The sequence below is a fragment of the Bacillus fungorum genome (assembly GCF_002746455.1).
GTDB classification, from domain to species: Bacteria; Bacillota; Bacilli; order Bacillales; family Bacillaceae_G; genus Bacillus_A; species Bacillus_A fungorum.
The window spans coordinates 269,070-281,556 of record NZ_NWUW01000003.1; the positions used below are offsets into that span (position 1 = coordinate 269,070).

Here is a 12,487-nt window from a genome sequence, read left to right on the forward strand (position 1 = left end):
TGAAACGATTAATAGTACGTAGAAAAAAGTGTTCTAGATATAAAAAAAGGAATATACAATGCTACAAAACAAGTAGAACAAATAAATTGGAGATAAAGGAAAAGTAGCCTTCTTTTATTCTAGTCCAACAGTAACGGATCAAAACCAATGGGTAACGAAAGCGAAAGAAATTATTAAAGAGAAATATCCAAACTGGGAAATTGTAACGACGCAGTACGGCGAAAATAATGTGCAAAAGTCTTTGTCGGTAGGGGAGAATATATTAAAAACGTATCCAGATATTAATGCCGTCATTTGCCCGGATGCAACGGCACTTCCGGCAATGGCACAAGCAGCTGAAAACTTGAAAATGGATAAAAAAGTTGTTGTAACTGGGTTTTCGACACCTAACGTTATGCGTGATTACGTAAAACGAGGTACAGTACAACAATTCGGATTATGGGATGTAAAACAGCAAGGTGCGCTCGCAACGTATGTAGCAAATGAAATAGTAGTAAAAGGGAAGAAGTTAAAAGTAGGAGATAGCTTTGAAGTAAAAGGAATTGGAAAAGTGAAAGTAGAACCAAACTCCATTCAAGGTTATGGTTATGAGGCAGAAGGAAACGGAATTATCGTATTACCAGAGCGAGTTGTATTTACGAAAGAGAATATTGATAAATATAATTTCTAGCAACGAAAAAACGTCCGAATATATCGGACGTTTTTTTATTTCTTCATTAATTATGAACTGTTTCTTTTTCATTTAATCCAAGGGTACGACCTGTAGAAGTGTGAAGGTCTTGGAACAATCTTGGATTTTCCGTTAGTGAAATGCCGTAAGAAGGGATCATTTCTTTTATTTTTTCTTCCCATTCTACTATGCGGCTTGGGAAACATTTTTCTAATACTTCAAGCATGACGTGAACGGCAGTAGAGGCACCTGGTGAAGCGCCTAGTAATGCAGCAATTGAGCCGTCAGCTGCACTTACAACTTCTGTACCGAATTGAAGTGTCCCTTTACCACCAGCATCAGTATCTTTAATTACTTGTACACGTTGCCCAGCAACTACAATATCCCAATCTTCACTTTTCGCGTTCGGAATGAATTCGCGTAATTCTTCCATACGTTTTTCGTGTGATAACATAACTTGCTGAATTAAGTATTTTGTTAATCCCATTTCTTTTACACCAGCGGCTAACATTGTTAAGACGTTATTCGGTTTTACAGAACCGATTAAGTCAAGGTTTGAGCCAGTTTTTAAGAATTTAGGTGAGAACCCTGCGAATGGTCCAAATAGTAAAGCTTTTTTATTGTCTATATATCTCGTATCAAGGTGAGGTACAGACATTGGCGGAGCGCCAACTTTAGCTTTACCGTATACTTTCGCATGATGTTGTTCTACAACTTTTTGGTTTTTACATACCATAAATAGTCCACTTACTGGGAATCCACCGATATGTTTTGATTCAGGGATACCAGTCTTTTGTAGTAGAGGTAGACTACCTCCACCGCCGCCGATAAAGACGAATTTTGCAGTATGATGCTCAATTTTACCACTATTCATATCGTGTACTTTTACTTCCCACAAACCATTCTTCGTGCGTTTAATATTTTCGACACTATGTTTGTAGTTTAGCTCGACATTTTTAGTTTTTAAGTAATCAAACAACATACGTGTTAATGCACCGAAGTTAACATCTGTTCCAGAGTCAATTTTCGTTGCCGCCATAGGCTCATTAGATGTACGGCCTTCCATAATGAGTGGAAGCCATTTTTTTAATGTTTCAGGAGCATCGGAAAATTCCATTCCTTGAAACAGTGGATTTTTTGAAAGCGCTTCAAAACGGTTTTTTAGAAACTCCACATTTTTTTCACCTTGTACTAAACTCATATGAGGTAGAGGCATAATAAAATCTTGTGGATTACGAATTAATTTGCTTTTTACAAGATATGCCCAAAATTGTCTTGAAAGCTGGAATTGCTCATTCACTTTTACAGCCTTACTAATATCTATAGATCCGTCAGATTTTTCGGAAGTATAGTTCAGTTCGCATAGCGCAGAATGCCCTGTACCGGCATTATTCCATTCATTAGAGCTTTCTTCCCCGGCACTAGCGAGTTTTTCAAAAACTTTAATTTCCCATTCTGGTGCTAGTTCTTTTAGTAATGAGCCTAACGTTGCACTCATAATTCCTGCACCAATTAAGATAACGTCTGTTTTTTGCTGCATGTTGCTCATGATAATCTCTCCATCCCCTATATTGGCAAAAAAGAGTAGGTGTTTTCTATGTCTAAGCCGTAAAAGAGAAACACCGCCTAGGCCCCACCTAGGTGTATACCTTTTTTGTCTCAATTATATAACCATCTCATACTCTATTATAATAATTAATAGACTAAAATATCTAGTGTTATCTGATAATTTTAAACTATTTAACGTTTTATTCGCCAAAAATCTTATTTAACAAGCTCTTTTAAGGTGGTAAATAGAAAAAAATTACAGTTTGAAATTATCTCGAAAAAGCTTACGTATACTAAAGTGGGTAGAATGGATACCTTTTTATGGAATTTATGTTCCTTTAATAGTAAGATTATTCTGTAATATCGAAAAGGAGGGATATCAATGCATACACAAGAACAAATCGCAAACTTATTTCGAAATTTTTCAATAAAAGAATGTAAAGGGTCAAGTGACTTATATGAATACTTATCAATAAAAATTGCTGAAGATGAGGAGGTACTTACACTATCTTCTTACGCTCAAGTAGGTCAACCAGTCCCAAATTTATTATTAGGCGCTGTACATTATTTATTACTAGCAGGGAAAGAACATCATTTAAAAACGTATTATAGTAGTTTAGTTGAAAATGCTAATACGGATTTAGATCAAGCTTTTGATCATTTTAAAGATTTCTGTAAAACGTACCGAGAAGAAATCATTACTTTATTACAAACGAAACTTGTTCAAACGAATGAAGTAAGACGATGTGCATATTTATATCCAAGTTTCAGTTACATATTTAATAAAGTAAACAAACCGTTAGCGTTAATTGAAATTGGGACAAGTTCCGGATTACAACTATTCTGGGACCAATATAGCTATTCGTACGGAACAGATAAAATGTACGGAAATATAAACTCGAATGTACATTTAACTTCTGAAATAAGAGGGGAGAATGTGCCTCATTTATTAAAAGAAAGTCCACCTGTCGTAGAAAGAATCGGACTAGATTTACATGTAAATGATTTACATAGTGATGAAGATTATTTATGGCTACGTGCACTCATTTGGCCAGAGCATAAAGAAAGGCTTGAACTGTTTGATCAAGCTGCATCTTTAGTAAAAAATGAATCTGTTCAATTAATAGAAGGAGACGGTGTAGAGTTATTGCCGTCTATTATTGAACAAATAAGTGGAGATGCTGTAATTTGTATTTTTCATACACATGTCGCAAATCAAATACCTGAACAAGTAAAACGCAAGCTAGAAAAACAAATCCAAGAAATCGGTGTAAAACGTGATGTATTCCACCTATATAACAACATGTGGGACCGGGACCTTCATATGAATTATTATATTAACGGAAACGAATATCGTGAAACGGTTGGGGAAACGGAAGGGCATGGGAGATGGTTTAGTTGGAAGCTTGGGAAGGAGACGATTTGTTAATATTTGAGGGATTTTTATTTTCAAGAAATTAGATAATGAAATTCCAGAAAAATGAAAGTAACTAGTTACTTTCATTTTTCTTTTGTGATAATATGTTAGTAATTACTTACTTACATATTGAATGGAGGAATAAAGATGGGGAAATTAACAGCACGAGAAAAAGTTATGGAAGCTGCTACGTTATTATTTGGGGAAAAGGGGTATACAGCAACAACAATTCGTGAAGTGGCAGAAAAAGCGGGGGTAAGTGAGTTAACGATATTCCGTAATTTCAGAAATAAGGAAAATCTATTCAGGGAGAGTATTATTTTACGGACGACACCAGTGGCTTTGTTAGAGGAAATAGAAGAGCAATTTACTGGTGATTTACATAAGGACCTTACGAAAGTGGCAGAAATATATCTTCAAACCAATTTGTCAAAGCTAAATTACATTTGGGCTGCATTAATAGAGTCAAGACAAAATAGTGAAATGAAAGCATTACTACACGAGTTGAATTCACATTTAGTGAATCACTTAGAAAGATATTTAAAGCAACTTGGGGAGGCGGGACACATTTCTCCTTGTAATTACCGTTTGATAGCGAACATGTTTTATGGACAATTGTTTTTATATATTATGAATGTAAGTATATCGGAAGAAGAAATTCAGTTAGAAGAATATATAGAGACATGTGTAAAGTTATTTATGAATGGGATATTAAATAAATAAAACGAATAAGGTGGCAGAAATGAGAAATACATTTGCATTAATAGCTTTAATTGCAGGTTTTTTTATGGCAATTTTAGATTCAAATATAGTGAATATCGCATTACCAGAAATAACAAAGACATTTCATACTTCAATTGATACAATTTCTTGGGTTACTAATGGTTATAATGTTGCCTTTGTATCGTGTTTATTAATTGCAGCACGTCTGGCGGATCAGTTTGGTCGCAAGAAGCTGTATATTATTGGTTTATTGGGATTTTCTATTAGTTCATTTATATGTGGTATAGCCACTTCTTTTCATACATTAGTAGCTTTTAGGATAATACAAGGAATTTCCGCCGCAGTTATCGTACCAGTTGCTATGCCATTAGGCCTTAATTTAGTACCGAGAGAGAAACAAGGTATGATAGGAGGCATCATGGGAGCTTTTGGGGGGGGAGCAGCGGCAATTGGCCCTTCACTTGGAGGCGTTTTAACTGACAAATTAAATTGGAGTTGGGTGTTTTTTATTAATATACCAGTGGGTATATTATCTTCCATCTTCGTGATTCTTTGTATTAAGGAATCGTATGATCATGCTGCAAGCTCTAAAATAGATTGGGCAGGTATGATTACTTCTGCATCGGCACTATGCTTACTTGTATATGTACTCATACAAGTAAATACAAATCATTTAAGCACCATATGCTTAATTCTGCTTTTTATACTCTCACTCATAGGTTTTATATTATTTTTTATCATTGAAAAGAAAAGTAAAAATCCAATGTTGCCATTAAAGTTATTCACAAATAAAGAATTTTCAATCTCGAATTTTTCTTTATTCTTCGTAGGAATGGGATTAATGAACTTTTTGTTTATACTAGCTTTTTATTTTGTTCAAGTAGAAGGTATGTCTGAATTACATTCAGGCTTAATAATTAGCACGCTAGCGATTGTTTCGATGTTTGTTACAGCAGTAGTAACACCAATTGCAGCAAAGCGAGGAAGTTCATTAATAGGTAGTATAGGGCTACTAACATTTATCATAGCATCATATTTATTTAGTCAAATAGATTCAAACTTTACTACATGGGATTATATTTGGAGATTAATAATTGTTGGGATTGGAACTGGTTGCACGTTAGCACCGTATACAACAACGGCAGTTTTAAGTGTGCCAATTGAAAATTCAGGTGTTGCTTCAAGTATATGTAATATTTCTAGAACAGTTGGAAGTATTGTTGGGGTAGCGATACTGGTGATGTTTTTGAATCATCAGTTGTTAATTGAAAAAGAGAAGATAAATAGGGAAATAGTGACTGTTATTAAAAAAAGTGATTTGTCAAATTTAGAAAGGGAACAAGTATTGCAAGCCATAAATAAAAAACAACAGATATTATTAAAAACTGATGAGGAGGATAAGATTTACAAGCAACTAAAGGAGAAATATAAGCAAGGAATTATTCGTAGTTATAATTTAGTATTTTTAATAGGGAGTATTATATTTTTTATCGCTTTTGCTTTTAATATAGGAAGAGTCATTATAAATAAAAAGAGAAGTAAAAGAGTAATACCTTATACATCATAATATTGTTATGTAAACAAAAACATTTTTATACTAAACTGCTAAATAGTATTTAAATAATTAAAATGGCGGAATAATTTGCGGAAAGTTAAAAACATTTTTCGAATCATATTTTGCTTTTACTTCCATTAATCGTTCAAAGTTACCGCTGAAGTATACATCTGGCCAATCTTTAATAGAGAGGTCAGGTGTATTAACATAGACACCTTTTGTAAATGGGAGCATTGCTAAGCGGAAGTCTTCAACCCACTGAATACTTCCAGCCACACCCTCTTGTTGCCCTCAAGTAGCGAATATTGACATGTTTGATAGTGCTTTTCTGTAAAAGTAAGCAGTCGCCTCATTTGGCACCTCAGCAACAGCACCGCCTAATCCGTGGAAAAATACGGAGGTAGTGGAATAGGGAGGTGCATTATTAATAAAGTGATCGATAATGGAGAGTCCTTCTTCTGGTAGAAGTTCATATACGTACGGACCTACACTTTTAAATGGTAAAGGAGTTGCTGGTTGTTTCTCAGCTATTTTCGCTGCTGCTTCTGACCAAGGGATTTCTTCTATCGTTACTTGTAATGGTGAACCGGATTCTATTAAATGCTGTAGTAGCGTTTGTAATTCTTGAACAGAACCGAGAAAAACACCTTGCATTAATAAATACGGTTCTAATCCTTCAGTTGCAAGTGTTTCAATTAAAGAAATGTTCCTCCATCCAGTTCAGATCGTTACAGTTCCACTATTGTGATCTATTTCTAATTTTTTCATTTCATTTACATCAATTACAAGGCCAGCATTGCGAACGGATAATGCCTCATAATCATGACGTCCAGAGCGCATACGCATAGGGACGTTGTGGAGCCTTGACCAGCGAACGGCATTTACTACATCTTGCGTATTTTGAGTAAAGACAATAATTAACGGGAATTTGTTGAAGAATGTGTTGAACGCCTCACGAGCTGAATTATAATCAGGACTATTAGGTGTAACGATACGACCAGTAAGTTCAATTTTTTGATTATTCATTTCAGCTAGCTCTCCTTGACGTGAAATGTAAATAATGTGGAAATACAGAAAATAAAAAAGAACTGACAATACTTTATAAGTAAGTGAATAAGGGAAGCGGATTATTCCAATAAAGAAAAAGGCAGTGCTTCATATGTAGCACTGCCTTTTTGTAATTATATGTATGTACTCAAAATCTCTCCAGGTAATCCATCAATCTCGCAAACTTTCTCTGATGTAAAACCGACGTTTAGTAAAATTGGGGGAGAGGGGATGTTGCCTGGATCGATAATTGCTTTTAGTACGTTTACATTTGTCTGCTTCGCTATATTCATTTACACGTTCTTCACTACCAACAGAGAAAGACATATGAGCATAGCCGGTTATATTTAGATTAGGCGTATTTTCAATTCCTTTTTTACGCATAAGTTCAAGTCTTGTTCCAGATTCGAACGTAATAAAATAAGCTTCAAATTGTTTCGCTTCATTATGATACAAAGAGTTCGCTTCACCATTAAAGTACGCATTAATTTTAAATCATTTACCCATATTGCAATATGCTCAATTTTCATAGTTTTCCCCAATCCTAACTTAACTAATTTGGCTTCACTGTATAAAAATTGTATTTACATTGCAACAATTTTGATTCGGTGTTGAAGGGGATTGTTAATTTTTGGTCATGTACGTACATATAATAGGTAATTAAATGAAATATCTACATAGTAACTACTGAAAAGGGTGAATGATGCATATGAGTTCATTTGAGCAAATGATGTACGTTGGTTTCCTTATGTCTATTGTACTATCCGTAATGATTTTAGGGTCCTTATATTATAATCCCCGACTTTCGTTAACGGATTATCCGAAAGATATTCAAAAAGTAGTTTTTCCAAAATCGATTCATGAAAAAAAGCAAACGATTTACTTTAATATTGCATATAATGCTATTCTTTTTGGTACTCCTTTCGTTTCTACATATATACTACATAAACACGAAAAATTATTATATCTGGATACCTATTTACATACTTTTGGTATTTTAATGATTTTCAATTTAGTAGATTTACTCATAATTGATTGGCTAATCTTTTGTTGGATTACCCCGAGATTCGTTGTTATTCCTTGTACGGAAGGGATGAAGGGATATAAAGATTATAAGTTTCATTTAAGAGGGGCTATAGTCGCTACTCAATTTTTAGCAATCGTAAGTTTATTTTTGGCGGGAATTGTGACAACTATATAGTGTGAAGACGGACATGAAACGTTTATAGAAGATAAGGAGACTTATAATATATAGAATTAGAAATAAGAATTTGATAGTATTGGAGTAAGGAGTTTTAATAGCAATATATTAAGTGGTACTAATATATTGCTGCAAATGCTTCCATGAATTTATGGAAGCATTTGATAGAATTCAAAAAAATATAATGGAGGCTAATATGAAAAAAGTAATTGGCGCAGCAACAGCAACTGTTTTTGGATTGGGGGCTTTTACCACCACTGCTACCGCAGAAACGATTGTAACAGCAGATGTACTCAACGTACGTGAAAAACCGACTACGGAATCAAAAGTTGTAGAAAAAGTCAAAAACGGGGAAGAATTAAAAGTCATAAATACTGAAGATGGCTGGTCAAAAATTGAGTTGAATGGTAAAGAAGTATTTGTAAGCTCGGAGTTTACTAAAGATATTTACCATGTAACAGCAAATTTGTTAAATGTACGTTCTGAATCAAACACGGAATCAGAAATTCTTGGCAGACTGAAAAAAGATGATGTAATTGAATCAACGCATCAAGTAAAAGATGGATGGCTGCAATTTGAGTATAAAGGAAAAACAGCTTATGCAAATGTTTCTTTCTTATCTAGTACAGCACCAGTTGAAAAAAAGGCTGACGAGAAAACGAAGCAAGTAGCGAAAGTACAAAAAACGGTTAAAGCTAAGGAAGAAGCTAAAACACAGAAGGTAACAAAGGCAAAAGAAACAATTAAACCTAAGGAAGAAGTGAAAGTTCAAGAAGTAGCAAAGCCTAAGGAAGAAGTGAAAGTTCAAGAAGTAGCAAAGCCTAAGGAAGAAGTGAAAGTTCAAGAAGTAGCAAAGCCTAAGGAAGAAGTGAAGGTCCAAGAAGTAACAAAGCCTAAGGAAGAAGTGAAAGTCCAAGAAGTAGCAAAGCCTAAGGAAGAAGTGAAGGTCCAAGAAGTAACAAAGCCTAAGGAAGAAGTGAAAGTCCAAGAAGTAGCAAAGCCTAAGGAAGAAGTGAAAGCACAGGAAATAGCAAAGGCAAAAGAGGAAGCGAAAGCACAGGAAATAGCAAAGGCTAAGGAAGAAGCAAAAGCGCAAGAGATAGCAAAGGCAAAAGAGGAAGCAAAAGCGCAAGAGATAGCAAAGGCAAAAGAGGAAGCAAAAGCACAGGAAATAGCAAAGGCTAAAGAAGAAGCAAAAGCACGAGAAATAGCAAAAGCTAAGGAAGAAGCGAAAGCACGAGAAGCAATAAAGACAAAAGAAGAGTCTAAAAATAACACACAGTCTGCTAAACGTGAATTAACGGTTGTAGCGACAGCGTATACGGCTGATCCAAGTGAGAATGGTACTTATGGTGGACGTGTTTTAACTGCGATGGGGCATGATTTAACAGCTAATCCGAATATGAGAATTATCGCAGTAGATCCGAAAGTAATCCCATTAGGATCTAAAGTATGGGTAGAAGGTTATGGAGAAGCAATTGCTGGTGATACGGGAAGTGCTATTAAAGGCAATCGTATTGATGTTTTAATGGGTTCAAAAAGTAAAGCGATGAATTGGGGAAGACAAACTGTTAAAGTGAAGATTCTATAATAAATCTAGAATATACCATAATGAAAATAAGACTGACATATTCTGTCGGTCTTATTTTCGTACCATGACATCATTAAGAATTGCATCAAATATATCTTTTTGCGTTAAGTCATCTGTAAAAATAATTTCCCTAGCAACTTCAATTGTATCGTGAGGATTATACCATTTTTGTAGGGAATCCTCACCAAATTCATTCCGCTTTTCCCTTGTGTTATGTCGTCGAATCGTTTCTTTTAACGATAAATCAAAGTAATATGTATACGCGTTTCCTTCAAAAAAATGTATTAATTCTTTCAGCATATCACCGTATCTACGACTGTTTAAAATACCTTCTAAAATAACAAACTCACATTTTCTTTTTCCGTATTTTGTAATTTCAAATAGTAAATCATGTGATAAATTACCCATCGTGTCGTGTACTCTAAGCATATCTCTACGTACAACATCCTGTGATACTAAAAGTGTGCCTTGTCCAAAATGTTCTTGTAGTTGCTTTGCGATTGTGGTTTTACCACTTGCGGAGTTTCCTCTAAGGATGATTAAAGTTGATTTAAGTATAGGATTAGACATAATGTATTCCCCCAACGCGAATGATTATATAGAAAATTTTAACAAATGAAGCGTAGAAAGTGTATAATTAATAGGATGCAAATAAAAAAGGTGGGGGCTAAATGGAAGGTACATTAAATAAGGCGCAGCCGATTTGGAAACGAACATGGTTTCGCTATCTTGGGGCATTTATAATTGTACAATTGTTGTTTATTATTTGTGAAGTAACTGCATGGGCACCAAACTTTAGACCTGGTGGAGAATTTTTTAATAGAGTATTAAATTCTCAATTTTTCACGGAATGGTTCACTCTATATGAAATCCCTCATTTTAATGTGTTTACAGTATTTTTTGCGGTTACATTACTACCGTATGCACTGATAGGTGCAATTAAAGATTTTACCGCAAGAAAAAATATAAATAATTAAATAGAGGTGCTATATATGCTATTTCAAATAGATAATGTATCGGTTAGGTACGTAGTAGAAGATGATGCACCAATCATTTCAAAATGGTTAACAGACCCAGAAGTCCTGCAGTATTACGAAGGAAGAGATAATCCGCAATCAGTAGAAATGGTACTGGATCATTTTATACATAATCCAAATAGTCATGAAAAAAGATGCTTAATAGAGTTTGAAGATGTGTCAATTGGTTATATTCAAATGTATCCAGTTGATTCGGAGTGGAAAACATTATATGGCTATGAAGCATCACAAAATGTATGGGGAATGGACCAATTCATTGGTGAACCATCCTATTGGGAAAAGGGAATTGGAACTAAACTTGTTCAGGCAGCAATTACATATATTATGGAGAACGCGGGAGCAGAAGCAATTGCAATGGACCCGAAAGTAAATAATGAACGTGCGATAAAGTGTTATGAAAAATGTGGATTTAAAAAGGTAAAGATTTTAAAAGAACATGAACTGCATGAAGGGGTATTAGAAGATTGTTGGATGATGGAATACAAACAAAGGGAGCTGCGCGATATGAAAAAAGCGTTATTAGTAATCGATGTGCAAGCAGGTATGTATACAGCAGGAATACCAGTACATAATGGGGAAAAGTTTTTAGAAATATTGCAAGAGCTTATTGGGGAATGTCGTTCAAATGATATTCCAGTTATTTATGTCCAACATAACGGACCAAAAGATCATCCGTTAGAAAAAGGTACAGATGGCTGGAAGGTTCATGCGGCAATTGCACCGCAAGAAGGGGATCTCGTTGTTAAAAAGACAACACCAGATTCATTCCATAAAACAAACTTAAACGAAGTATTACAAGAAAAAGGAATTGAACATGTTATTATTTCAGGAATGCAAACAGAGTACTGTGTGGATACGACAACGCGAAGAGCGTTTAGTGAAGGGTATAAAGTAACGTTAGTGAGTGATGCGCATAGTACGTTTGATACAGAAGTGTTACGTGCTGAAGACATTGTGAAGCATCATAACGTAGTGTTTGGAGCGTTCGCTAATGTTGTTACGTTAAAAGATTTGAAAGTAACTGCCTCTAAATAAGAGGCAGTTTTTTATTAGAAGAAATAGCATCAAATAATGTCGATAAATCGATATTATTTGTCGAAACGTCGATATATTTCAAGTTACGATAGATATATTTGAAAAATCGTCGATATAATTTCACGTATCATAAGGAAAACAGAAAAAGGAGCACCACATAATTAAAATGGGCGCTCCTGCATCAAAATATTACTTCTTCTTATCTTTATCCAACACATTCTGTTCTTCCGCAAACTCCGTACCATATGCAAAGCGGCGATTAATATGAATGTTATCATTGTTGTGCCTTGTGTGTGAGTTAGAGAAGCGATGAACGATTACTTCTGATAATGTGAAGACACTCGCGGAAAGGATGCTTCCCCATGCAATTTGCATGTAGTTGTCTAACAAAATATTACCGAAAATCCATACACTTAAATATGTTAGTAAGAAATCCGACATAATGGCACCAGTATTGCCTATTCGATTTAAAATAATTTTATCAACGAACATATAAGATACGATTGTAACAAAGAGACTAAATGAAATAATTTGGACGAACGTTGCAGGGAAAAATAAAGCGAGTCCAATACTAAATGCGATAATGCACGATATAAACTTGATAAGTACTACAGTAAAACCATTCAATATTTACACCTCCGATTTATACATAGTTTTACAATA

The 12,487-nt window shown here is 34.7% G+C and carries 13 protein-coding genes and 4 pseudogenes; 9 read left to right on the forward strand and 8 right to left on the reverse strand.

The window, feature by feature from the left end:
- Positions 1-85: 85 nt before the first annotated feature.
- A pseudogene (locus CO726_RS06045) lies at positions 86-670 on the forward strand (substrate-binding domain-containing protein); the annotation flags it as partial.
- Between the two features lie 46 nt (positions 671-716).
- Here the strand turns inward: CO726_RS06045 and CO726_RS06050 are convergent.
- Positions 717-2,219, reverse strand: a complete 1,503-nt coding sequence (locus CO726_RS06050; RefSeq protein ID WP_099683658.1) for a malate:quinone oxidoreductase — start codon at positions 2,217-2,219, stop codon at positions 717-719.
- 381 nt (positions 2,220-2,600) lie between these two features.
- Between CO726_RS06050 and CO726_RS06055 the strand changes: the two genes are divergently transcribed.
- The 3 genes from CO726_RS06055 to CO726_RS06065 all read left to right on the forward strand — a co-directional run bounded on the left by CO726_RS06055 (position 2,601) and on the right by CO726_RS06065 (position 5,925).
- On the forward strand, positions 2,601-3,647 hold the full coding sequence (locus CO726_RS06055) for a DUF2332 domain-containing protein (protein WP_099683659.1): 1,047 nt from the start codon (positions 2,601-2,603) through the stop codon (positions 3,645-3,647).
- 135 nt (positions 3,648-3,782) lie between these two features.
- Positions 3,783-4,358 (forward strand): TetR/AcrR family transcriptional regulator, encoded by a 576-nt coding sequence (locus CO726_RS06060; protein WP_099683660.1) that lies wholly within the window; start codon positions 3,783-3,785, stop codon positions 4,356-4,358.
- A gap of 19 nt (positions 4,359-4,377) precedes the next feature.
- Entirely contained in the window at positions 4,378-5,925 is a 1,548-nt protein-coding gene (locus CO726_RS06065) for an MFS transporter (RefSeq protein WP_099683661.1), read from the forward strand.
- A gap of 57 nt (positions 5,926-5,982) precedes the next feature.
- Here CO726_RS06065 and CO726_RS32360 read toward each other — a convergent pair whose 3' ends face one another.
- The 5 genes and pseudogenes from CO726_RS32360 to CO726_RS06080 form a co-directional block, all read right to left on the reverse strand.
- Positions 5,983-6,189: a BBE domain-containing protein gene (locus tag CO726_RS32360; protein ID WP_245916569.1), complete on the reverse strand. Its 207-nt coding sequence runs from the start codon at positions 6,187-6,189 to the stop codon at positions 5,983-5,985.
- A gap of 15 nt (positions 6,190-6,204) precedes the next feature.
- Positions 6,205-6,567: a hypothetical protein gene (locus CO726_RS32365; RefSeq protein WP_245916571.1), complete on the reverse strand. Its 363-nt coding sequence runs from the start codon at positions 6,565-6,567 to the stop codon at positions 6,205-6,207.
- Between the two features lie 66 nt (positions 6,568-6,633).
- Positions 6,634-6,939, reverse strand: a complete 306-nt coding sequence (locus CO726_RS32370) for an FAD-binding protein (RefSeq protein WP_245916574.1) — start codon at positions 6,937-6,939, stop codon at positions 6,634-6,636.
- A 155-nt stretch (positions 6,940-7,094) separates the two neighbouring features.
- Positions 7,095-7,253, reverse strand: a pseudogene (locus CO726_RS06075) (GNAT family N-acetyltransferase); the annotation flags it as partial.
- Positions 7,231-7,490 (reverse strand): annotated as a pseudogene (locus CO726_RS06080) (VOC family protein); the annotation flags it as partial. The pseudogenes CO726_RS06080 and CO726_RS06075, both read right to left, overlap by 23 nt.
- A gap of 179 nt (positions 7,491-7,669) precedes the next feature.
- Here CO726_RS06080 and CO726_RS06085 point away from each other — a divergent pair.
- Together CO726_RS06085 and entB are read left to right on the forward strand one after the other, a co-directional pair.
- Positions 7,670-8,161 carry a nitroreductase gene (locus tag CO726_RS06085; RefSeq protein WP_136699412.1) on the forward strand — a complete coding sequence of 164 codons (492 nt, stop codon included), beginning with the start codon at positions 7,670-7,672 and terminating at the stop codon, positions 8,159-8,161.
- A 196-nt stretch (positions 8,162-8,357) separates the two neighbouring features.
- A complete protein-coding gene (gene entB / locus CO726_RS06090) occupies positions 8,358-9,752 on the forward strand; it encodes a cell wall-binding protein EntB (protein ID WP_099683663.1) in 1,395 nt (464 codons plus the stop codon).
- Between the two features lie 51 nt (positions 9,753-9,803).
- Here the strand turns inward: entB and CO726_RS06095 are convergent, their stop codons facing one another.
- The gene (locus tag CO726_RS06095; protein ID WP_099683664.1) at positions 9,804-10,322 is read right to left on the reverse strand and encodes a kinase; all 519 of its coding nucleotides are present in this window, start codon (positions 10,320-10,322) and stop codon (positions 9,804-9,806) included.
- Between the two features lie 101 nt (positions 10,323-10,423).
- On the opposite strand from CO726_RS06095, the gene CO726_RS06100 reads away from it, so the two are divergent.
- From CO726_RS06100 to CO726_RS32380, 3 genes and pseudogenes are all read left to right on the forward strand, one after another.
- Positions 10,424-10,729: a YfzA family protein gene (locus tag CO726_RS06100; protein WP_099683665.1), complete on the forward strand. Its 306-nt coding sequence runs from the start codon at positions 10,424-10,426 to the stop codon at positions 10,727-10,729.
- 15 nt (positions 10,730-10,744) lie between these two features.
- Positions 10,745-11,278: pseudogene (locus tag CO726_RS32375) on the forward strand (GNAT family N-acetyltransferase); the annotation flags it as partial.
- A 15-nt stretch (positions 11,279-11,293) separates the two neighbouring features.
- A complete protein-coding gene (locus CO726_RS32380; RefSeq protein ID WP_245916580.1) occupies positions 11,294-11,824 on the forward strand; it encodes a cysteine hydrolase family protein in 531 nt (176 codons plus the stop codon).
- 189 nt (positions 11,825-12,013) lie between these two features.
- Here CO726_RS32380 and CO726_RS06115 read toward each other — a convergent pair whose 3' ends face one another.
- The gene (locus CO726_RS06115; RefSeq protein ID WP_098759940.1) at positions 12,014-12,451 is read right to left on the reverse strand and encodes a YndM family protein; all 438 of its coding nucleotides are present in this window, start codon (positions 12,449-12,451) and stop codon (positions 12,014-12,016) included.
- Positions 12,452-12,487: the final 36 nt, after the last annotated feature.

Coding starts and splice junctions, on each gene's coding strand:
- CO726_RS06065 (WP_099683661.1), top strand. CDS start 4,378: ATGAGAAATACATTTGCATTAATAGCTTTAATTGCAGGTTTTTTTATG.
- CO726_RS06050 (WP_099683658.1), bottom strand. CDS start 2,219: ATGAGCAACATGCAGCAAAAAACAGACGTTATCTTAATTGGTGCAGGA.
- CO726_RS06095 (WP_099683664.1), bottom strand. CDS start 10,322: ATGTCTAATCCTATACTTAAATCAACTTTAATCATCCTTAGAGGAAAC.
- CO726_RS06060 (WP_099683660.1), top strand. CDS start 3,783: ATGGGGAAATTAACAGCACGAGAAAAAGTTATGGAAGCTGCTACGTTA.
- CO726_RS06055 (WP_099683659.1), top strand. CDS start 2,601: ATGCATACACAAGAACAAATCGCAAACTTATTTCGAAATTTTTCAATA.
- CO726_RS32370 (WP_245916574.1), bottom strand. CDS start 6,939: ATGAATAATCAAAAAATTGAACTTACTGGTCGTATCGTTACACCTAAT.
- CO726_RS32365 (WP_245916571.1), bottom strand. CDS start 6,567: ATGCAAGGTGTTTTTCTCGGTTCTGTTCAAGAATTACAAACGCTACTA.
- CO726_RS06085 (WP_136699412.1), top strand. CDS start 7,670: ATGAGTTCATTTGAGCAAATGATGTACGTTGGTTTCCTTATGTCTATT.
- CO726_RS06100 (WP_099683665.1), top strand. CDS start 10,424: ATGGAAGGTACATTAAATAAGGCGCAGCCGATTTGGAAACGAACATGG.
- CO726_RS32380 (WP_245916580.1), top strand. CDS start 11,294: ATGAAAAAAGCGTTATTAGTAATCGATGTGCAAGCAGGTATGTATACA.
- entB (WP_099683663.1), top strand. CDS start 8,358: ATGAAAAAAGTAATTGGCGCAGCAACAGCAACTGTTTTTGGATTGGGG.